Genomic DNA, 20,106 nt, shown 5'->3' with positions numbered 1-20,106 from the left:
GCGCGGCGGGTGGGGCGGACGGCGGCTCCGCGCTCTCTGCGGCCGCGCGCCGGGCGGGTGGGCGGTGGCCCCGCGCGGCCGCCGCCCACCCGCCGTCTATCTCCTGCGGCTCACTCCACGGAGGCGGTGAGCGGGGCGGGGCCGGTCTCCTCGCGGTGTTCGAGCACCTGCTTCCACTCGCGTACGCCCGCGCGATCCGGCCGGACCGCTCCGACGAACGCCTGCCTGCGCCAGTCGGAGAGCTTCTCCTCCTTCACCACGTCGCCCGTGTGCGGCGAGTGGACCATGTATCCGGGTTTGGAGATCATGCCCACGTGACCGAGTCCGCTGAAGAAGACCAGGTCACCGGGCTTGAGGTCGTCCCAGGAGATCTTCCTGGAGAACGCGCCGTACTGTTCCGCGGCGGTGCGCGGGAGTTCGATCCCGGCAGCCTCGTAGGCCCGGAGCATCAGCCCCGAGCAGTCGTAGCCCTGCCTGCTCGCTCCGCCCCAGACGTACGGGGTGCCGCGTTTGTCCATGGCGTATCTGATGGCGATCTTCCAGGCGGGAGCGGGGATCTGCTTCTCCTGGATGCGCCTGATCTCGGCGCCGGTCAGGGTGGTGGTGTCGTCGTCGGGGGTGGCTGCCTGGGCTGCTGGGGTGGCCAAGGTGAGTCCGGCGGCCGCGGCCGCCAGGACGATGGCGATGCGAGACAGAGCACTTGTCCTTCCATATGGCCGGCCGGGTTAGCTGACGGGCTCGGGCCTGGAAGACAGCCCTACGGCGCGCCGGGCGCCGATTCGCCCCTGGGGGAGAGATGGGTCCCCGGCTCCACGCAGCGGCTGCGTGGATTAGGCCCGATGGACTCTAGCGAATGGGTCAAAAGGTAGTAAACCCCCAAAAATCGGACGTCCGGAAGTTGAGATGGTGTGTTCGTCAGACGAGACGAGCCGGTAAGGTACCGCCCATGGAGTCGCGTAACATCCGCTTGGCCGTCATCCCCGGGGATGGCATCGGCACCGAGGTCGTCGCCGAAGGACTCAAGGTCCTGGAGGCCGTGGGCACGAAGATCGAGCCCACCCACTACGACCTGGGGGCCGCACGCTACCACCGCACGGGCGAGACGCTGCCCGACTCGGTGCTGGAGGAGTTGCGTGGCTTCGACGCGATCCTGCTCGGCGCCATCGGCGACCCCAGCGTGCCGCCCGGCATCCTGGAGCGCGACCTGCTGCTGCGCCTGCGCTTCACCTTCGACCACTACGTCAACCTGCGGCCGGTCAAGCTGTTCCCCGGCGTGGAGACACCGCTGGCCGACACGCCCGCCGAGGACATCGACATGATCGTCGTCCGCGAGGGCACCGAGGGCCTCTACGCCGGCACCGGCGGGGTCATGCGGCGGGGCACGCCCCACGAGATCGCCACCCAGGAGTCGCTCAACACCGCCCACGGCGTCGAGCGCGTGGTGCGTTACGCGTTCGAGCAGGCCAAGTCCCGGCCGCGCAAGAAGCTCACGCTCGTCCACAAGACGAATGTGCTGTCCTACGCCGGCGACCTGTGGCAGCGCACGGTCAACCGCGTGGCCGAGGAATACCCCGAGGTCACCACCGACTACAGCCACATCGACGCGGCCTCGATGTTCTTCGTCACCCAGCCCGAGCGCTTCGACGTGATCGTCACCGACAACCTGTTCGGCGACATCATCACCGACCTCGGCGCGGCCATCGCCGGCGGCATCGGCCTGGCGGCCAGCGGCAACATCAACCCCGAGCGGACCGCGCCCAGCATGTTCGAGCCGGTCCACGGCAGCGCGCCCGACATCGCCGGCCAGGGCAAGGCCGACCCCACCGCGACCATCCTGTCCGTCGCCATGCTCCTCGACCACCTCGGCCTGCGCGACGAGGCGGCCAAGGTCGAGCAGGCGGTCGCCGACGACATCGTCGAGCGCCTGGCCGGCTGGGCCGGTCGCACCACCCACGAGATCGGCGACGACATCACCGCGCGAGTATCCGGCTAGGACCGCCTAGCCCCGATCAAGCGCCTGGCGGTCCGAGGAGGGCTGCCGGGCGCTTTTTCGTGTGCGGGTTCCGGCGACCACGCGCGCGAATCCAGCGGTCAAAAGGACCAATGGCCCCTTTGGCCCCTTGCTATCCCATATGGCGAGACAATAGGAAGTACGGACTGCCCTAACGGGCATGGCCGCTCACCGCAGCGGGCCCGCAACCGGCGGGCAGATCCCGTAGATCCGGTAATTTCGGTAGATTTTCGGTAGACCGCAGAGAGAAGGACCGCCGTCATGACCATCGCTCAGAAGCTCAGCTTCGACGTGCAGCTATCCGACCACGCTCGCACCGCGGCCGAGCGGGAGCAGGTACTGGCGGACCCCGGTTTCGGGCAGACCTTCACGGATCACATGGTCTCGATCGACTACACCGAGGGCCAGGGCTGGCACGACGCCCGGCTGCTGCCGTACGGTCCGCTGCAGCTCGATCCCGCCACCTCGGTCTTCCACTACGCGCAGGAGCTGTTCGAGGGCCTCAAGGCGTATCGCCAGCTCAGCGGGTCGATCGTGACCTTCCGCCCCTACGCGAACGCCGCCCGCTTCAACCGCTCGGCCGCGCGCATGGCCATGCCGGAACTGCCCGAGGAGACCTTCGTCGACTCGCTGGAGCTGCTCGTCCAGACCGACAAGGAGTGGGTGCCCACCACCGAGGGCCACAGCCTCTACCTGCGCCCCTTCATGATCGCCACGCAGGCGGGGCTGGGGGTCAACTACCCGTCGAAGACCTACAAGTACATGGTCATCGCCTCGCCGGCGGCCTCGTACTTCACCGGCGGCATCAAGCCCGTCTCCGTCTGGCTGTCCACCGAGTACACCAGGGCCGCCCCCGGCGGCACCGGCTTCGCCAAGTGCGGCGGCAACTACGCCGCGGCCTTCGTCGCGCAGCGGCAGGCGGTGGAGAACGGCTGTGACCAGGTGGTCTGGCTGGACGCCCACGAGCACCGCTACGTGGAGGAGATGGGCGGGATGAACCTGTTCTTCGTCTTCGGCGGCAAGCTCGTCACCCCCGCGCTCACCGGCACCCTGCTGCCCGGCATCACCAGGGACTCGATCCTGGAGCTGGCCGGGGACCTCGGGCTGGAGACCGAGGAGCGGCTCATCACCGTGGACGAGTGGCAGGCCGCGTGCGCGTCGGGCGAGCTCACGGAGGTGTTCGCGTGCGGCACGGCCGCCGTGGTCACGCCGGTGGGCACGGTCAAGGGCGCGGACCGCTCCTGGACCATCGCCGACGGCGCGCCCGGCCCGGTGACCATGCGGGTGCGCGAGGAGCTGGTGGGCATCCAGTACGGCGCCCGCCCCGACGCCCACAACTGGATCCACAAGATCGTCTGACCTGGAACTCCCCGGGACCACGCGGCCCAGGCCCCCCGGGGCCGACGCGGCCCGGGGAATCGGTCACCAGAGTTCCCCGGTTTCCACGGCGAATTCCCAGGGCGCCGGAAGAACGAGCGGTTCGGCGCCCGTCACCAGAATTTCCGTCCCGTATTTCCCGCCCTCCGGCCGGCCGAAGAGTTTCACCGTGCACTGCAACGGATCGACGAGCAGATAAAGCGGCACCCCGGCCTGCGCGTATTCGCCCGGCTTGACGTGATAATCCTCGTAGACGCTGCCGGCGGTGACGATGTCGACGAGCAGCACGGTCGCGTCGCCGTACACCGCGTGTTCCATCCGCATGCGCGGACGGCGGGGCACCACGGCCAGGTCGGGCACGTAGCGGTCGGCGTTCTGGCCCAGATAGACGGTGATGTTCGGCCAGATCTCCCAGCCCCGCTCGACCGCCGGGCCGATCAGCCGGCACACCATCTGGAAGACGAGCGTATTGTGCTGCCACGTGCCGGATTCGTTCACCACGATCCGGCCGCGCGCCGTCTCCACCCGATATTCAGGAAGCAGATCGCGCACGCTGCGAAATCGCTCTTCGAGTGGCCCGGCCATGCCTTCCGTCCTTCACCTGCGTCGGGGGTGATCGAGCGTACGGCCGGACGGGTGTGTGACAACAGGGTGTGATCGTCGCCCGCCGATGTCGGACAGGTATGGGGCCGGCAAAGGTCCCGCACGATCCCGCCGGACGGGCATGCCTTATGCGGGCGTTGTTTCCGCTTCCGGTAGGGTTCGCGCGATCGACGAGGTGAGAGTGGGCTGATGATGAAGCGGTTGTTGGCGGTCGCGCTGGCGGGACTGGCGATCGCCGTGCTCGGGGTGCTGGCGTTCTCCGAGCCGGGCGAGTCGTCCGACGGCGTGACCCTGACCAGGCAGGCGGACGGCTCGATGGTCCTGGCCGACCTGGGGAGCAAGGCCCCCGTGCTCGACGTGTACGAGGACTTCGACTGTCCCGTCTGCAAGGACATGCACGCCAAAGTGGACACGACGATTCAGCGGCTGGCCAGGGAGGGGAAGGTGAAGGTCGTCTTCCACACCGTGACGATCTTCCGTGACGAGCCCATGCGCTCCAACTCCATCCGCGCCGCCGCGGCCGCCCGCTGCGTGCCCGAGCCGAACTGGCTGGCCTTCAGGGACGCGCTCTACGCCATGCAGCCCGCGCCGCACGGACAGGCGTCCGGGTTCGCCGTCGCCGACCTGGCCGCGGCCGCGCGGAAGGCGGGCGCGTCGGTGGACTCGTGCGTGACGTCGCAGTCGTACGCCGAGGTGCACGTGGCGGAGACGGCCAAGATCCCGCTGGAGGGCACGCCGACCGTGGTCCTCGACGGCCAGTTGCTGGGCAACGAGGCGTTCGACCCGGCGGCGCTGGAGAAGCTCATCACCGGAGGCATCGGCGTCCAGGTGTGATCGGAGTTGTGCACCCGGCCTGGGGTGACCTTGGATGATGCGGCTGTGCACACCGGTGGTGTCCATGAGGTGAGACCGGTGTGCCAGATGGTGAATCCATGTGGCAGACTGGACGGCACCATGTTCTACGGTCTGCTCATTATCGGCAGGCGCGCCGGCTGACGAAGGACACCGCCGGCGCGCAGACCTCTCACGTCCGTGAGGGGTCTTTTTGTTTTCCCGAACACACCGAAGCTTCCGCAGAGAAGAGACACCTCATGGCCGACGACCGCTTCCACGTATACGACACGACACTGCGAGACGGCGCACAGCAGGAGGGGCTCACCCTCACGGTCGCCGACAAGCTCGCCGTGGCGCGGCACCTGGACGGCCTGGGCGTCGGCTTCATCGAAGGGGGCTGGCCGGGCGCCAACCCCAAGGACACAGAGTTCTTCAGGCGCGCTCAAACAGAGCTCGACCTGAAGCACGCGCAACTCGCCGCGTTCGGCGCGACCCGCCGGGCAGGTATGAAGGCAGCCGACGACCCTCTGGTTGCCGCGTTGCGCGAATCCGGCGCGCCGGTCGTGACCCTTGTCGCCAAGAGTCACGACCGGCACGTGGAGCTGGCCCTCCGCACGACTCTCCAGGAGAACCTCGCGATGATCCGCGACACGGTCTCTCACCTTCGTGCGGAGGGACAGCGAGTCTTCCTCGACGCCGAGCACTTCTTCGACGGCTACAAGTCCAATCCAGCCTACGCGCTGGAGGTCCTGCGCACCGCCGCCGAGGCGGGGGCCGACGTCATCGCCCTGTGCGACACCAACGGCGGCATGCTCCCCGACGAGCTGGCCGAGATCGTCCAGGACGCCGCCCGGGCCGGCGCCCGCGTCGGCATCCACTGCCACGACGACACCGGCTGCGCCGTGGCCAACACGCTGGCCGCCGTCAGGGCCGGCGCCACCCACGTGCAGGGGTGCGCCAACGGCTACGGCGAGCGCTCGGGCAACGCCAACCTCTTCACGGTCGTGGCCAACCTGCAGCTCAAGCGGGGCTACGACCTCGTACCCGAAGAGTCGCTGGCCGACATGACCCGCATCGCCCACGCGATCACCGAGCTGACCAACGTCACCCCCAACTCCCACGCCCCCTACGTCGGCACCTCCGCCTTCGCCCACAAGGCCGGGCTGCACGCCAGCGCCATCAAGGTCGACCCCAACCTCTACCAGCACATCGATCCGGCGCAGGTGGGCAACGACATGCGCATGCTGGTCTCCGACATGGCCGGGCGGGCCTCGGTCGAGCTCAAGGGCCGTGAGCTGGGCTACGACCTGACCCCCGAGCACACCAAGTCACTGGTCGAGCGGGTCAAGGACCTGGAGGCCGAGGGCTTCACGTTCGAGGCCGCCGACGCCTCGTTCGAGCTGCTGCTGCGCGACACCGTCCAGGGCGAGCGCAGGCGCCACTTCGAGGTCGAGTCCTGGCGGGTGATCGTCGAGCGCACCAAGGGCGGCGAGCTGGTCAGCGAGGCCACGGTCAAGTTGCACGCCAAGGGCGAGCGCATCGTCGCCACCGGTGAGGGCAACGGCCCCGTCAACGCCCTCGACAAGGCCGTACGCCAGGCGCTTGAGCAGCTCTACCCCGAGCTGGCCAAGCTGGAGCTGGTCGACTACAAGGTCCGCATACTGGAGGGCACCCACGGCACCGACGCCGTCACCCGGGTGCTCATCACCTCCAGCGACGACAAGAGCGAGTGGGCCACGGTCGGCGTCGCCGAGAACATCATCGACGCCTCCTGGCAGGCCCTGGAGCAGGCCGTCACCTACGGCCTGCTGCGCGCCGGCCGCGACCTCACGTAGGCAGCGGCCCGGCGGCCGGTTCCCGCTCGTCAGAGCAGCTTGGTGGAGAAGGAGACGCCGTCCACCTTGACCTTGCCGCCCGAGCAGGACACCTTGGGCGAGTCCGCCCCCGGCACGATGATCGTCAGCAGCGACTTCGCCGCCGGGGACTGCACCACGCTGGCCGGCTGCTTGGACAGATACGTCGGCGACACCCAGCCCAGCTTGCCGCCCCGCTGCACCTTCTGCCCGCCTGTCCTGCCGCACGACGCCGAGTACTGCAGCAGCGTGACCTTGAACTTCCCGTCGGCCAGGACGACCTTGCCGCCGCCGTTCGAGACGACCTTGAACGACGGGGCGAAGCGCCAGATGCTGCTGACCTTCTTGCCGCCGGAGGCGGTGTCCAGCACCGCCATCAGGTCCTCGCCGTGGTTGACCAGCACCGAACGAGTGCGGCTCACCCCGTACGCCCGGTCGGTGAGCTTGAACGCCTGCCGGTCGTCCCCGTACGACGACTTGATCAGCTTGCTCGCCGTGCGCGGCCGGAACTTCGCCCCCACGACGATCGGCACGTTGTGCGCCTCGGGCGAGAGCGTCCAGTAGCGGTAGGAGCTCTTCTCGTAGGAGTGGAACCCGCCGTCCATCAGGATGTCGCGCCCCTGCGCGTAGTACGTCACGCCCAGGTGGTCCTCGTGGCCGTGGAACTTCATCCCGGGGCCGTACCTGATCGAGTAGTACGCCGAGTCCGGCTCGCCCCACTTGGTGCGGCCGAAGATGTATCCGGCCCGGTAGGTCCTGATCTTCTGCTTCGGCGTGCCCGTCTCCATCTTCGGCTCGGTCTCGGCACTGCCGTCGCCGATGGGCACCATGAAGCCGTTCGGCAAGGTCGAGTGGGCGATGAAGTCCTTCAGCGCCTCCGCCCGCCTGGCGATCTCACCGGGCACCTTGCGGCCGCACGCCTTCATGTTCGTCATGGCGACCTGGAGCCGGCCGTAGACGTAGACGGCGTAGCGGGGCGCCTGCTCCATCAGCGCGCCCTGCGCGTCCACGTCCAGCTTGACCGTGCCCGTGAGGCGGCGCGAGGCCAGGCTCGCCCAGTCCTTCCTGCCGTACCTGCAGCCGATGCCCATGAGCGCGATGTCCTGGTCGATGCCGTGGTTGTGGCCCTTCTTGTAGAGCCTCGGGTTCGACAGGAGCTTCGCGTGCGTGGCCAGGCTCTCCTTCAGCCAGCCCGCGTTCACGTGCCTGCTCAGGCAGAGCAGCGGCTGCGTGCGCAGCGAGACCGGGTGGTCCTTCCAGACGTACGACGGGGTGCCCTTGGCGCCGTACCTGTTGCTCGCCACCCAGTCCTTGGCGATGTCGGTGGCGCGGTCGAGGTATTGGCGCTCGCCGGTGTTCTCGTACTCGACGACGAGCGTGCCCATCCAGCGCAGCGACTGGAACACGAACTCCCACGACCGGTTCCTGAACGGGCTCGCGGCCCACTTGATGTCCTTGCCCAGCTTGTACGCGGGCAGCCCCACCAGCGAGATCTCGCCCTTCATGACATCGTTCGCCGTCGGCGTGCCGGGCAGCCAGTCACCCTGGCACTCGGCGGTGCGGGTCACCTTGTCGGTGGCCTGAGCCGGGACACCCAGAGCTCCGACCGAGAGCATGAGGGCGAGGGGGATCGCGAGCCGGCGCACGCCAGTTCCTTCCGGACAAAACGATGAGGGCGGGACATGCTTTCGGAATTTTGATCAAGAGGTCAAGTCGAGTGCCCGATTCGTTAGCCGCCCGATGCATGCTGGTACCTGTGAGATTCGACGACCTGGTGATCCCCGACACGCCCGCCTGCCGTGGCGCGCTCGAAGTGGCCACCGGCTACCACACGCCATCGCTGCTCAACCACTCGATCCGGGCCTATCTGTGGGCGGCGGCGTACGCGCAGGATCAGGGCATCGCGTTCGACGCCGAGCTGCTCTACGTCTCGTCCATGCTGCACGACATCGGGCTGGTGCCGGAGTTCGACAGCAACGCCGTGCCGTACGAGGAGGCCGGCGGGCACGTGGCCTGGGCCTTCTGCGCCGGGGCCGGCTGGTCGCCCGAGCGCAGGTCACGCGCGTACGAGGTGATCGTCAAGCACATGTGGGCCGAGGTGCCCGTGGCGGACGACCCCGAGGGGCACCTGCTCGAACTGTCCACCGGCATGGACATCTCGGGCCGCCGCACCGACGAGATCCCCGCCGACGTGCGGCGGGAGGTGCTCGAACGCTACCCGCGGCTGGAGATCGCCAAGGAGTTCAGCGTGTGCGTGGCCGATCAGGGCGCGCGCAAGCCGGCCAGCTTCGCGGCCGGGTTCGTGCGTGACGGCATCGTGGACCGCATCCTGCGCAACCCGCTCGACGACTGAACGTGGGTTCCGCTCGACCGATGAACGGATCCTCCGGCGCGGGCCGGCTCGACGACTGAGCGGCTTACGCCTTGGGGCCGGTGCTCTCGGCGACCTCGAAGCTCCACAGCTCCGAGCCCGACGCCGCCGGCCCCTGACCGTGACCATGCCCGTGGCCGTGACCCTGTCCCTCGTTTCCGGGCCCCTGGTTTGCGGCCGCCTCGGCCGCCTGGGCCGCCGCCTGCGCGTGACCGCGCCGGAACGCCTCGCCCTGCTGCCACTTCCGGAAGTCCTCCTCGCTGCGCCAGCGCGTGTAGACGAGGTAGCGCTCGGTGCCCTCGACCGGCCGCAGCAGCTCGAACCACTCGAACCCGTCGGCCGTCTCCACCATCCCCGCGCGACTGGCGAAACGCTTCTCCAGCTCCGCGCGCATCTCGGCGGGCACGGTCAGCACGTTGATCTTCACTACGGACAACAGAGAACCCCTCTCGTCAGCGCACGATCCGGTGCGGCGAAGGTGCGGGCTCCAGGCTAACGCGGGCCAGCGCCGGTACCTGATCCCGGTCCAGCGCCTCCCGCATGTGCGGCAGCGCCACCGTGGTCAGATGCTCCGTCAGTTCGCCCATGGGCACCGACTCGTCGGCGACCAGGCGCAGGCGTACCTCGGGATGGCCGCGCGGGCACCGTACGTTCGCGTCGGCGCTCAGGACGGCCGGGCTCGTCGCCACGTCCGCCGCCACCGCCCGCTCCATGCCGCCCGCCGACACCTCCGTGACCCCGGACGGGCCGCTCTCGACGCGCAGCCGCCCGCGCGCGTCCCTGCGCCCCTGCGCGAGCAGCCAGCGCAGCCCGAGCACCGCCACGACCAGCGCCGCCAGGGCCACCAGCCACCAGATCCACGGGCTGTTGCGGGCGAAGAAGCCCACCACGTTGCCGTCCACGACGGGCGTGTCGGCCGCCGCCCAGTCCCGCGAGAACGCGCCCAGCCCCCTGGCCAGCGCCGATCCTCCCAGCACGACCAGCACCAAGCCGACCAGAGCCAGCCCCAGCCGGTTCCCCCGCCCCGTCTTCCTGTTCACCGCGTTCACCGCGCCCCCTGTCGTTCGTCCCGAATCACCTGCGCCGGCGCTCCTTCACCTGCACCGTCACCCGGTACGGCTCCACGAGGTCCAGCGCGGCCAGCCTGGTCAGCACCGCGCCGCGCACCTCCTGGCCGAACTCGCCGGTGTCCCGCCCGTACGTGGTCGGCCGCACCTCGAAGGTGTGCCCGCGCCGGACGGCCCGGGCGGAGTGCACCCCGGGCACCTGCTCGGCCGCGTGCGCCAGGGCCCTGGTGACGCTCTTGGGACGCAGGCCGACGATCACGTCGGGATCGCCGCTGCGTACGGGCACCATGCTCGGCCGCCCCGGCGCCACCGCCGTGATCAGCAGCGCCAGCCCGAGCAGCGTCACGACCGCCGAGGCGAGCAGGACCAGCGGGTTCGACCACAGGGTCGAGGCCGCCCAGGCCCGCATGCCCTCGTACGGGATCCACCGCAACGGCCGGCCGAACAGCCCCGACAACGTTTCGAGGGCGACGAGCAGGCCCAGCAGGGTGAGCAGGAGGGCGACCACGACGGCGGGAACCCGGCGCTGGGGCCGAAACGCCCGCACCGCCGCCCGGTCGGCCGCCTTGGACCGCTGCACGCTCACCGCCGCACGATGGGCACCCGAAGGCTCGCCCCGCGCCCCGAACGCACCCGAAGGCTCGCCCTCCGGGCCGGACGGATCGTCGGGCGCCCGGTAAGCGCCTTGCGGCTCGCTACCGGTCGAATCCGGGATGAGGCACATCTCGGGCGTGCCGCCGTCACCCTGTTCTTCCGCCCCCGCGCCCTGCCCGTCCGTCCACAGGTCATGCTCGGCCGCGCCCGGGTCCCCCTGCTGTTCGGGGTACGGCTCGGTGGGCGGGTCACGGCGTGGGTCGTGGTCTGGGATGCGTGGGGTCATGGCAGGTCGCCGTCCAGGTCGGTCATGGTGATGTCCAGGCGGGTGACGTCCAGCCCGGTGTGGGCCGCGACGCGCCGGGTCACGTGCTCCCTGAGCCGCCTCGCCACCGCGTGCAGCGGTGACGGGTAGCCCACCCTCACGTTCAGCCGCAGCGCCGCCTGACCTCCGTGCACCGCACCGCCCGACGCGCGCGTCCACGGGAGCCCGCGCGGGCGCGCGTCGCGCACCTCGGGCACCTCCATGGCGGCGCCGCACGCGATCTTGGTGATCACCCGATCCGAGATCTCCGTACGGCCGCGCCGCTCGGGAGACGGCAGGGGAGTGGCACGCTGCGCCGGCACCCCCACCACACCCGGCACAGCACCCGAACCGGTGCCTGAAGCCGCGCCCGGTCCCATGCCCGATGCCGTGCCTGAAGCGGTGCCCGGACCCGTGCTCGGTGCCGTGTCCGGGCCGGGGCGGCCTGGGGCGATGCCGGTCATTTCCGTCTCAAGGACAGGCCGGACAGGTTCACCTCTCCGGTCTCGGCGATCCGGCCGACCACGAAGCCGACCGCTCCGAGCACGAGGACGAGCAGGAACGCCCCCAGCCCTCCGAACGCTCCGACCAGGCCGAGAATGATGCCCACGGCCATGCCGATCACCGGCATCCACTGGATGTCGTTCATGGTCCCTCCACGATGATGTCGTCGACGCGCACGTTCACCGGACGGTCCCCGGCCAGGTCGGCCACGGCTCGCCGCACCTCGTCGGCGGTCTCGGGCAGCGGCCTGGCCAAAGTGGCGACGATCGCGATCTCCACCGCCCGCCCGTCCACCGACACGCCGACGAACCGCTCGTGCGGCAGGTACGTGGCCACCGTCCCGAACAGCCCCCCGGACAACCCCGCCACCCCGGCACACTTCCGCACCCGCTCCGCGATCATCCGCACCTCGGACGACGCCCCACCGACTTCAGCGGGTCCACCGGCTTCAGCGGGTCCACCGACGTCAACCGGTCCACCGACGTCAACCGGGCGTCCCGGACCGACCGGGCTCGTCGGCCCGCCTGAGGCGACCGGCCCGCCTGAGGCGACCGGCCCGCCTGAGGCGACCGGCCCGCCTTGGACGGGCGGGGCGGCCGGAGTGGGTGGGTCGCTGGGAGCGGTCGGAGTGCCGGGGCCGGTCGGGGCGTCGGTCATCGGACCCGGGGCTCCTGTTCCGTGTCCCTCCGCTGTCCGTCCTGCGCTCGTTCGCCGTCCCGGTCCCGGCCACGGTCGCGATCACGATCCCGGTCCTGGCCGGGGAGGTGGACGTCGTCGACCCGGATGTTGACCTCGGTCACCTCCAGCCCGCACATCCGCTCCACCGCCCCGATCACGTTCCTGCGCACGGCCGCCGCCAGCTCCGGGATCGCCGTCCCGTACTCGGCCACCAGATCCAGGTCCACGGCCGCCTGCCGTTCGCCCACCTCGACCGACACGCCCTGCGTCAGGCTGGGATCGCCGCCGACGATGTTGCGCATGCTGCCGAGGGCCCTTGCGGCGCCTCCGCCCATGGCGTAGACGCCGGACACCTCCCGGGCGGCCAGGCCGGAGATCTTGGCGACGACACCGTCCTCGATGGTGGTCGTGCCTTTGTCCGTGACGAGCGAGCGTGGCGAGCCGGTGCTCTCCTCGGTCCTGGCCCGTGGCACGGTTCCGGTCGCACCGGTTCCGCCGGGCCGGTTCGACATCGTGTCCGACACGATCGTCACCCCCTACATGTCTCCTTATGGGTCCACATAACCCCTGCTACACGACCGAAGCTCATCAAAACGGACTTGAGGGCGAATAATGGACAGCACCTGACTCGCCCGCAGGCGGGACGGGTAAAAGGTGGGCGGACCCCTCCGGCGTCGGCGATAGCCTTGTCGGGTGCGTATAGCGAGGTTCTCCACAGGCGAAGGCGTCTCGTTCGGCGTGGTCGAGGGCGGTCCGGGCGAGGAGTTCGTCTCCGCGATCTCCGGTCACCCGTTCAGCCAGGTGCAGTTCACGGGCGAGCGATTCCCGCTGTCCCAGGTGAAGCTGCTGGCCCCGATGCTGCCGAGCAAGGTGGTCGCCATCGGCAGAAACTACGCCGAGCACGCGGCCGAGTTCGGCAACGAGGTGCCCGACGAGCCGCTCATCTTCATGAAGCCGTCCACCACGGTGATCGGCCACGGCGAGAACATCGCCTACCCCACGACGCTGTCCGACCGCGTCGACTTCGAGGGTGAGCTGGCCGTGGTGATCGGCAGGCTCTGCCGCGAGGTGCCGGTCGAGCGGGTCAAGGACGTCATCTTCGGCTACACCTGCGCCAACGACGTCACTGCGCGCGACCTGCAGAAGAAGGACGTGCAGTTCACCCGGGCCAAGGGGTTCGACACGTTCTGCCCGCTCGGGCCGTGGATCCAGACCGATCTCGACGCGAGCGACCTGGCGCTGACGACCACGGTCAACGGCGAGATCCGGCAGAGCGGCCGCACCAACCAGCTCATCCACGACATTCCGGCGCTGGTGGCCTATGTCAGCGCCGTCATGACGCTGATCCCCGGCGACATCATCCTGACCGGCACCCCCGCGGGCGTCGGTCCTCTGGAGATCGGCGACGAGGTCAGCGTCGGCATCGAAGGCATCGGCACACTCACGAACAAGGTGGTCTCCCGTGACTGACGTACGGGTGCGGTTCGCCCCGTCACCAACCGGCATGTTCCACGTGGGCAGCGCCCGCGCCGCGCTGTTCAACTGGGCCGTGGCCGAGCAGTCCAAGGGGCGGTTCATCCTGCGCATCGAGGACACCGATGCCACCCGCAACCGGCCCGAGTGGACCGAGGGCATCATCTCGGCGCTCGACTGGATCGGCATCAACGGCGGCAATCCGGTCTTCGAGGGCCCCTACTTCCAGTCGGCCTACGAGCCGCAGCACCGCGAGGCCGTGGCCAAGCTGCTGGCCGACGGCAAGGCGTACTACTGCGACTGCACCCGCGAGCAGGTGCAGGAGCGCACCGGCTCCAAGGACAAGGGCTACGACGGTTACTGCCGCGAGCGCGGGCTGAGCGAGGGCGCGGTGCGCTTCCGCACCCCCGACGAGGGCGTCACGGTGGTCGACGACCTGGTGCGCGGCCGGGTGGAGTTCCCCAACAACGCGCAGGAGGACTTCGTCATCGCGCGCACCGACGGCTCGCCCCTCTACGTGCTGGCCAACGCCGTCGACGACATCACCCAGGGCATCACCCACGTGGCCAGAGGCGAGGAGCACCTGCCCAACGCCGCCCGCCAGGAGCTGCTCTGGCCGGCGCTGGGCGCGACCCCGCCGGTCTGGGCCCACCTGCCGGTGATCGTCAACGAGCAGCGCAAAAAGCTGTCCAAGCGCCGTGACAAGGTGGCGCTTGAGGACTATCGCGCCGAGGGTTACCTGCCGGAGGCCATGGTCAACTACCTCATGCTGCTCGGCTGGGGTCCCGGCGAGGACCGCGAGATCATGCCGTGGTCGGAGATGGTGCCGCTGTTCCGGCTGGAGGACGTCAACCCCTCCAACGCGTTCTTCGACGAGAAGAAGCTGCGCGCGTTCAACGGCGAATACATCAGGGCGCTGCCGCTGGAGACGTTCGAGGAGCGCTGCGCCCCCTACCTCGAAGAAGGCTGGGACCGCGGGCTGTTCAGCAAGGTCGCGGCGCTGGCCCAGACCCGCATCGCCGTGCTGTCGGAGATCCGGCAGAACGTCGACTTCCTCTTCCTCGACGAGCCCGTCTTCGACCAGGCGTCCTGGGACAAGGCGATGAAGAGCTCCCCGGAGGAGATCCTCACCGGCTACCTGGAGCGCCTTGAGGACGTGAGCTGGGACGCCGAGTCGCTCAAGGAGGCGCTGGAGCAGGTCGGCGCGGCCCACGGGCTCAAGCTGGGCAAGGCCCAGGCGCCGGTGCGGGTGGCCGTCACCGGCCGGACGGTGGGTCTGCCGCTGTTCGAGTCGATCGAGGTGCTCGGCCGCGAGCGGGCTCGCGAGCGCCTGCGCGTCGCGCTGGCGCGGCTGCGAGGCTGATCGACGCCCCGGCGGCCATCGACAGCCACACGCCGGTGACGCCGAGCCACGAGCTCAGCGCGTACGCGAGCGGCAGCTGCACCGCGAAGCCCGCCAGCGTGGCGGCGAGCAGGCGGCCGCCCCTGCCGCTCGCCTGCAGCACCCCGCCCACGGCGATCAGCCCGCCGAAGGGCACCAGGTAGAGCGTCATCCAGCGCAGGAACGTGACGGCCGCGGCCGGATCGCCGGTGAACATCCCGGCGACCGGCGCGGCCAGCAGGTTCAGCACGAGCGCGACCGCCGCGCCCGATCCGAGGCCGAGCAGGAGCGGTGACCCGACCGCCTCCGACCGCGCCGTGCGGATCATCGCCGCCTGCCGCAGCGCGTAGAACACCATGACGCCGGCCAGCATGATCTTCTGCCCGATGCCGTAACCGGCCACCTCCGCCGTGCCGAACCCGGCCACGATCTCCACCAGCGCCAGGCCCACCACGGCGCGAGCCAGGAAATCTCCGGACATGGGGAAGCCGGTGCGGAGCACCTCGCGGGTCGTCAGGCCGCGTCCGGCGGGGACGCGCAGGCGTACGAGATAGAGGAGCGCGACCGCCAGCGTGACGGCCCGCGCGATCACCGTGGCCAGCGCCGCGCCCTGCACCCCCATGCCGAGCCCGAAGATGAACAGCGGGTCGAGCGCGACCACCAGCACATTGCAGATGATCGCGTGCCGCATGGGCCGCCGGGTGTCGCCCAGGCCCTTGAGCACGCCGTCCACCACGGTCTGGGCGTAGTACACCGGCAGCCCGCCCAGCGAGATCAGGAAGAAGTCCGCCGTCAGCGCCGGATCGTCGGTGAACAGCGCGGCCAGCGGCTCGCGCAGCAGCACGCCCGGCACGGCGACGGCCATGGAGAAGACGGCCCACAGCAGCCATCCCGTCCTGATCACCGGCCCCAGGGGAGCGCGCCCGTCGCGGCGGCCCACCAGCACGGTGACCCCTGTCGGAACGGCCAGGAACAGCCCGTAGGCCAGGTATTCGGCCGTGGTGCCCACGGTGACCGCCGCGATGGCCCCCTCGCCCAGCCCGGACACCCAGAGCAGGTCGATCAGGCCGACGGCGACCACGGCGGTGAGCAGTTCCACGTAGACGGGAAGGGCGAGCCGGATCATCATTTACCTCGTTTCGATGTATATCGTTTAGAGGTATAGCGTTACGATGCACCCCATGGCAAGCGGCGGTGACCTGAGCCTCACCATCCTGGGGTTTCTGCACGAGCGGCCCATGCACGGCTACGAGCTCAAGTCGCGGCTCACGGCATTGACCGGCCACCTGCGGCCGGTCAGCGACGGCGCGCTCTATCCCGCCATCTCACGACTGGAGGCGAAGGGGCTGGTCGAACGGCACGAGGAGGCGGGCGCGGCGGCCGCGCGCCGGCAGGTGCTGACGATCACGCCGGCCGGCCGCGAGGAGCTGCTGCGGCGACTGCGTGAGCCCGCCGACCTCGACATCAGCGACCAGAGCCGGTTCTTCGCCCTGCTGACGTTCCTGTCGGCGCTGCCCGACCGCGCCGACCAGGCCGCGGTGCTGCGGCGCAGGCTGGCCTTCCTGGAGGCTCCGGCGAGCTTCTTCTACGAGAACGGCAGGCCGGTGAAGGCGAAGGACGAGCCGGACCCGTACCGGCGCGGCATGCTCAAGATCGCCCGGGCCGTCAGTCTGGCCGAGCGCGAATGGCTCCGCGAACGCATCGAGGAACTGGACGCGACGCAAGGCTGAGCGACGCCGCGCTGAGCGGAAACGCCTGCCCTGCGACGCAAGACTGATCGCGAGGACGCGAGCAGCCCGCCGCGCACGGGGCGCGGCGGGCCGTCTTGTCACGCGGTGTCCGTACGGGCGGCGGCTCAGGTGAGGCCGCGGCGGGCCAGCAGCGGCTGGATCGTGGCCTCGCGCCCGCGGAAGTTGCGGAAGGCCGTCAGCGGGTCGATGCTCCCGCCCCTGGACAGCAGCTCGCGGCGGAAGTGGTCACCGTTCGCCCTGGTCAGCCCGCCGTTCTCCTTGAACCACTCCACGCTCTCCGCGTCCAGCACCTCGCTCCAGATGTAGGAGTAGTAGCCGGCGCTGTAGCCGCCCGTGAAGATGTGGGCGAAGTAGTTGGTCCGGTAACGCGGCCGCACCAGCGGGAAGGCGATCCCGGCCGCCTCCAGGGCGGCCGCCTCGAACGCCTCGGGGTCGGCGACGGTCTCGCCGGCGGTCAGCTTGTGCCAGGTCCAGTCGAGCAGCGTGGCGGCCAGGTATTCGACGGTCTGGAAGCCCTGGTTGAACGTCTCGGCCGCCTTCAGCTTCTCCACCAGCTCGGCCGGCATCGGCTCGCCCGTCTCGTGGTGCTTGGCGTAGTTGGCCAGGATCTCGGGCCAGGTCACCCACATCTCGTTGACCTGCGACGGGTATTCGACGAAGTCGCGCGGCACGCTGGTGCCCGACACGCGCGGGTATCGCACCTTGGAGAACAGCCCGTGCAGCGCGTGGCCGAACTCGTGGAAGGCCGTGTTCACCTCGTCGTACGTCAGCAGCGTCGGTCCGGACGCCGGCTTGGTCACGTTGAGGTTGTTGACCACCACCGGCCGCTGCCCGAACAGGAACGACTGGTCGACCAGGTTGTTCATCCACGCGCCGCCGCGCTTGCTCGCCCTGGCGTACGGGTCGAGCACGAACAGCCCCAGCGGGCTCCCGTCCTCGTCCGCCACCTCGAACACGCTCACGTCGGGGTGGTATCCGCCCAGGTCGGGCCGCTCGGCGAAGGTGATCCCGTACAGCTTCGTGGCCGCGAAGAACACGCCGTCGCGGTAGACGCGGTCGAGCTCGAAGTACGGCCGCATCGCCGCGCCGTCGAAGTCGTAGCGGGCCTGGCGCACCTTCTCGGAGTAGAAGGACCAGTCCCACGGCTCGATCGCGAACCCGGCCTGCTCCGCCAGCGCCTCCGCCTCCTTCTTGGCGTTGCGCACGGCGGGGCCGACGAGCTGGCCGAGCATCTCCTCGACCGCCTCGACGGTCTTGGCCGTCTGGTCGGCGACCGAGTAGGCGGCGTGGCTGGGGAAGCCGAGCAGCGCCGCCCGCTCCGCCCGCAGCGTCGCCATGGTGACGGCCAGCTCGAAGTTGCCCGGCGCCCGGTTGACGCTCAGCTCGTAGAGGCGGCGGCGCACGTCGCGGTCGGTCAGCCGGGCCAGGCCCGGCTGGAGGGTGTAGTTGAGCAGCGGCAGCACGTACGTGCCGTCGTCCTGGCGCAGCGCCTCGATCTCGGCCTCGTCGAACCCGTCGAGCTCCTTCGGGTCCGTCACCCGCAGCGCCGACTCCGTGGACGCCTTGAGCAGGCTCTGCGCGAACGTCGTCGAGAGCTTCGACAGCTCCTCGTTGATCGCGCGCAGCCGGTCCTGCTCCTGCTCCGACAGATCGGCCCCGGCCCTGATGAAGTCGTCGCGGTACTTCTCCAGCAGCCAGGACTCCTCGGCGTCCTCCGTGGTGACCTGCTTGATCCTGGTCCACAGGGCCCGGTTGAGCCGGATCGCGTCGCTGTGGCGGGTCAGCTCGGGCGAGATCCGCTTCTCGATCTCCATGATGCCGTCGGTCGTGTCGGACGCGGAGACGGTGAAGAAGGCCGTGGCCGTGCGGTCGAGGATCCGCCCCGACCGCTCGAGCGCGGCGATCGTGTTCGCGAACGTCGGCGGCTCTGTGCCGCTCGCTATCGCGTCGACCTCGGCCAGCTGCTCGGCCATGCCGCGCTCGAAGGCCGGCAGGTAGTGCTCCTCGCGGATGTCGGCGAAGGGCGGCAGCTCGTACGGCAGGTCGCTGGGGGCGAACAACGGATTCTCAGCCAACGCTTGGGCTCCTCCACGTGCGTGTTTTGTCCCCTTCAGCTTGGCACGGCCGGGCACGTGACGGGAGCGGCGGACGGCGGGTCGCGGAATCGTTTTGGTCTTAGCCCCAGAGCTGGGCTATTCTTTCGGACGTCGCCAAGCGCGCTCCGCGAGGAGATCGCAGCGGTGGGGTATGGTGTAATTGGCAGCACGACTGATTCTGGTTCAGTTAGTCTAGGTTCGAGTCCTGGTACCCCAGCATTTGCACGGACATCTCCCAGTGAGATGTCCGTTTTTGTTTTACCGGGCGAGTCCGGCCAGAATTTCGGTGATCCGTCGATACGACTTCCGTGTCGGCGCGTGCGGCCCCTTCACCGAGAAGACCTCGAACCGGTTGCCCGGCGTCGCCTCGTCGGCCTCCCTGATCATGCGGTCCTGCAGTGCCGGCGGGATCAGCCGGTCCAGCGTCTGCCTGACGTAGACCCGCCGCACCCGCCCCCAGGCGTCCTTGCGGCCCCTGGCGTCGGCGCTGGACACCTGGAGGCTCTCGTCCGGCAGCGACGAGTTCAGCATGGCGAGAAACTCTCCTTCCGTCCCCTCCGCCATGAACGCCGCCTTCGCCGCGGTAAGGAACTTCCTGTCGTTCGTGCGCCAGTTGATCCTGATCGCCTTGAGCGCGGCCGGATCGCCGACGACGGCCGGCAGGATGGCCGCTCCGAGGCTCGTGCTGCTCTCCGGCGTCTCCAGGTACTCGGCCGGCGAACGCAGCTTCGTGCAGCAGTACGCCCCGACGTAGACCAGCCGGTCGATCAGGCCGGGCACCTCGTCGGCCGTCTTCGTGATCGTCGAGCCGCCCAGGCTGCCGCCCACCAGGATGACCGGGCCGTACCGGGAGACCCGGCGCACCACGTTCACGGTGGCCTCCACGTAGTCGTCCAGGGTCACCCCGGCCATGGGGGAGGGGATCGCGGCCAGCGCCTTCAGGTCCTGCGGCGCCTGGTAGGCGACGTGGAACTGCTCCTCGGCGCCATGCCCCGGCAGGCTCACGCCCACGGTGCGGTGGCCGCGCAGCACGAGCTCGGAGTCGCCTGAGGCCATGCCGTTGGAGCCCGTCACGAAGACGTACGTGGTCACTTCTCTCCTCTTCCCCTGGACGGACGCGGTGGCGGCGGTCGTGGTGACTGCGCCGGCTCCTGTGGCGGCGGCGAGCCGGAGCGCTGTTCTGCGGGTCGGTTCGTTCATGCCTCGATG

The 20,106-nt window shown here is 69.8% G+C and carries 21 protein-coding genes, 1 tRNA gene and 1 riboswitch; of the genes, 9 read left to right on the top strand and 13 right to left on the bottom strand.

Annotated features, from left to right (window positions below):
* Positions 1 to 110: 110 nt before the first annotated feature.
* On the bottom strand, positions 111 to 647 hold the full coding sequence (locus ABFX54_RS36980; RefSeq protein WP_346111382.1) for a C40 family peptidase: 537 nt from the start codon (positions 645 to 647) through the stop codon (positions 111 to 113).
* A gap of 53 nt (positions 648 to 700) precedes the next feature.
* Positions 701 to 847: riboswitch (cyclic di-AMP (ydaO/yuaA leader) on the bottom strand.
* A 99-nt stretch (positions 848 to 946) separates the two neighbouring features.
* Here ABFX54_RS36980 and ABFX54_RS36975 point away from each other — a divergent pair.
* Both ABFX54_RS36975 and ABFX54_RS36970 read left to right on the top strand, forming a co-directional pair.
* Entirely contained in the window at positions 947 to 1,993 is a 1,047-nt protein-coding gene (locus ABFX54_RS36975) for a 3-isopropylmalate dehydrogenase (RefSeq protein ID WP_346111381.1), read from the top strand.
* 279 nt (positions 1,994 to 2,272) lie between these two features.
* On the top strand, positions 2,273 to 3,370 hold the full coding sequence (locus ABFX54_RS36970) for a branched-chain amino acid aminotransferase (RefSeq protein WP_346111380.1): 1,098 nt from the start codon (positions 2,273 to 2,275) through the stop codon (positions 3,368 to 3,370).
* Positions 3,371 to 3,433: 63 nt separating this feature from the next.
* On the opposite strand, the gene ABFX54_RS36965 is transcribed toward ABFX54_RS36970, so the two are convergent.
* The gene (locus tag ABFX54_RS36965; protein ID WP_346111379.1) at positions 3,434 to 3,973 is read right to left on the bottom strand and encodes a Uma2 family endonuclease; all 540 of its coding nucleotides are present in this window, start codon (positions 3,971 to 3,973) and stop codon (positions 3,434 to 3,436) included.
* Positions 3,974 to 4,180: 207 nt separating this feature from the next.
* Between ABFX54_RS36965 and ABFX54_RS36960 the strand changes: the two genes are divergently transcribed.
* Together ABFX54_RS36960 and cimA are read left to right on the top strand one after the other, a co-directional pair.
* The gene (locus ABFX54_RS36960; protein ID WP_346111378.1) at positions 4,181 to 4,825 is read left to right on the top strand and encodes a DsbA family protein; all 645 of its coding nucleotides are present in this window, start codon (positions 4,181 to 4,183) and stop codon (positions 4,823 to 4,825) included.
* A 257-nt stretch (positions 4,826 to 5,082) separates the two neighbouring features.
* Positions 5,083 to 6,660, top strand: a complete 1,578-nt coding sequence (gene cimA / locus ABFX54_RS36955; RefSeq protein WP_346111377.1) for a citramalate synthase — start codon at positions 5,083 to 5,085, stop codon at positions 6,658 to 6,660.
* Positions 6,661 to 6,689: 29 nt separating this feature from the next.
* On the opposite strand, the gene ABFX54_RS36950 is transcribed toward cimA, so the two are convergent.
* Positions 6,690 to 8,324 (bottom strand): heparinase II/III domain-containing protein, encoded by a 1,635-nt coding sequence (locus tag ABFX54_RS36950; RefSeq protein WP_346111376.1) that lies wholly within the window; start codon positions 8,322 to 8,324, stop codon positions 6,690 to 6,692.
* A gap of 110 nt (positions 8,325 to 8,434) precedes the next feature.
* Here ABFX54_RS36950 and ABFX54_RS36945 point away from each other — a divergent pair, with 110 nt between their 5' ends.
* Positions 8,435 to 9,031 (top strand): HD domain-containing protein, encoded by a 597-nt coding sequence (locus ABFX54_RS36945; RefSeq protein WP_346111375.1) that lies wholly within the window; start codon positions 8,435 to 8,437, stop codon positions 9,029 to 9,031.
* 64 nt (positions 9,032 to 9,095) lie between these two features.
* Here ABFX54_RS36945 and ABFX54_RS36940 read toward each other — a convergent pair whose 3' ends face one another.
* The 7 genes from ABFX54_RS36940 to ABFX54_RS36910 form a co-directional block, all read right to left on the bottom strand.
* Entirely contained in the window at positions 9,096 to 9,485 is a 390-nt protein-coding gene (locus ABFX54_RS36940; protein ID WP_346111373.1) for an antibiotic biosynthesis monooxygenase family protein, read from the bottom strand.
* Between the two features lie 16 nt (positions 9,486 to 9,501).
* The gene (locus tag ABFX54_RS36935; protein WP_346111372.1) at positions 9,502 to 10,089 is read right to left on the bottom strand and encodes a hypothetical protein; all 588 of its coding nucleotides are present in this window, start codon (positions 10,087 to 10,089) and stop codon (positions 9,502 to 9,504) included.
* 34 nt (positions 10,090 to 10,123) lie between these two features.
* Entirely contained in the window at positions 10,124 to 10,996 is an 873-nt protein-coding gene (locus ABFX54_RS36930; protein ID WP_346111371.1) for a DUF6286 domain-containing protein, read from the bottom strand.
* A complete protein-coding gene (locus tag ABFX54_RS36925; protein WP_346111370.1) occupies positions 10,993 to 11,337 on the bottom strand; it encodes an Asp23/Gls24 family envelope stress response protein in 345 nt (114 codons plus the stop codon). Before ABFX54_RS36925 ends, ABFX54_RS36930 begins: the two co-directional genes overlap by 4 nt.
* 137 nt (positions 11,338 to 11,474) lie before the next feature.
* A complete protein-coding gene (locus ABFX54_RS36920) occupies positions 11,475 to 11,663 on the bottom strand; it encodes a hypothetical protein (RefSeq protein WP_346111369.1) in 189 nt (62 codons plus the stop codon).
* On the bottom strand, positions 11,660 to 11,920 hold the full coding sequence (locus ABFX54_RS36915) for an Asp23/Gls24 family envelope stress response protein (RefSeq protein WP_346111368.1): 261 nt from the start codon (positions 11,918 to 11,920) through the stop codon (positions 11,660 to 11,662). The genes ABFX54_RS36920 and ABFX54_RS36915 overlap by 4 nt, the downstream gene beginning before the upstream one ends.
* 251 nt (positions 11,921 to 12,171) lie before the next feature.
* Positions 12,172 to 12,708 (bottom strand): Asp23/Gls24 family envelope stress response protein, encoded by a 537-nt coding sequence (locus ABFX54_RS36910; protein WP_428834613.1) that lies wholly within the window; start codon positions 12,706 to 12,708, stop codon positions 12,172 to 12,174.
* 181 nt (positions 12,709 to 12,889) lie between these two features.
* Between ABFX54_RS36910 and ABFX54_RS36905 the strand changes: the two genes are divergently transcribed.
* Together ABFX54_RS36905 and gltX are read left to right on the top strand one after the other, a co-directional pair.
* Positions 12,890 to 13,666 (top strand): fumarylacetoacetate hydrolase family protein, encoded by a 777-nt coding sequence (locus tag ABFX54_RS36905; protein WP_346111366.1) that lies wholly within the window; start codon positions 12,890 to 12,892, stop codon positions 13,664 to 13,666.
* On the top strand, positions 13,659 to 15,032 hold the full coding sequence (gene gltX / locus ABFX54_RS36900; RefSeq protein WP_346111365.1) for a glutamate--tRNA ligase: 1,374 nt from the start codon (positions 13,659 to 13,661) through the stop codon (positions 15,030 to 15,032). Before ABFX54_RS36905 ends, gltX begins: the two co-directional genes overlap by 8 nt.
* Here gltX and ABFX54_RS36895 read toward each other — a convergent pair.
* On the bottom strand, positions 14,926 to 16,179 hold the full coding sequence (locus ABFX54_RS36895) for an MATE family efflux transporter (protein WP_346111364.1): 1,254 nt from the start codon (positions 16,177 to 16,179) through the stop codon (positions 14,926 to 14,928). The two genes, gltX and ABFX54_RS36895, sit on opposite strands and share 107 nt — an antisense overlap.
* 52 nt (positions 16,180 to 16,231) lie before the next feature.
* Here ABFX54_RS36895 and ABFX54_RS36890 point away from each other — a divergent pair, with 52 nt between their 5' ends.
* Positions 16,232 to 16,780, top strand: a complete 549-nt coding sequence (locus ABFX54_RS36890) for a PadR family transcriptional regulator (RefSeq protein WP_346111363.1) — start codon at positions 16,232 to 16,234, stop codon at positions 16,778 to 16,780.
* Between the two features lie 125 nt (positions 16,781 to 16,905).
* Here ABFX54_RS36890 and ABFX54_RS36885 read toward each other — a convergent pair whose 3' ends face one another.
* Positions 16,906 to 18,876, bottom strand: coding sequence for a M3 family metallopeptidase (locus ABFX54_RS36885; RefSeq protein WP_346111362.1), 1,971 nt, complete (start codon positions 18,874 to 18,876; stop codon positions 16,906 to 16,908).
* 166 nt (positions 18,877 to 19,042) lie between these two features.
* Here ABFX54_RS36885 and ABFX54_RS36880 point away from each other — a divergent pair.
* Positions 19,043 to 19,114: transfer RNA gene (locus ABFX54_RS36880), tRNA-Gln, on the top strand.
* Positions 19,115 to 19,155: 41 nt separating this feature from the next.
* On the opposite strand, the gene ABFX54_RS36875 is transcribed toward ABFX54_RS36880, so the two are convergent.
* Positions 19,156 to 20,097 carry an alpha/beta fold hydrolase gene (locus ABFX54_RS36875; RefSeq protein WP_346111361.1) on the bottom strand — a complete coding sequence of 314 codons (942 nt, stop codon included), beginning with the start codon at positions 20,095 to 20,097 and terminating at the stop codon, positions 19,156 to 19,158.
* Positions 20,098 to 20,106: the final 9 nt, after the last annotated feature.

Source organism: Nonomuraea maheshkhaliensis (assembly GCF_039529435.1).
Taxonomy (GTDB): domain Bacteria; phylum Actinomycetota; class Actinomycetes; order Streptosporangiales; family Streptosporangiaceae; genus Nonomuraea; species Nonomuraea maheshkhaliensis.
The sequence above is the reverse complement of the archived record's forward strand: the minus strand, read 5'-3'. Positions and strand labels throughout refer to the sequence as shown.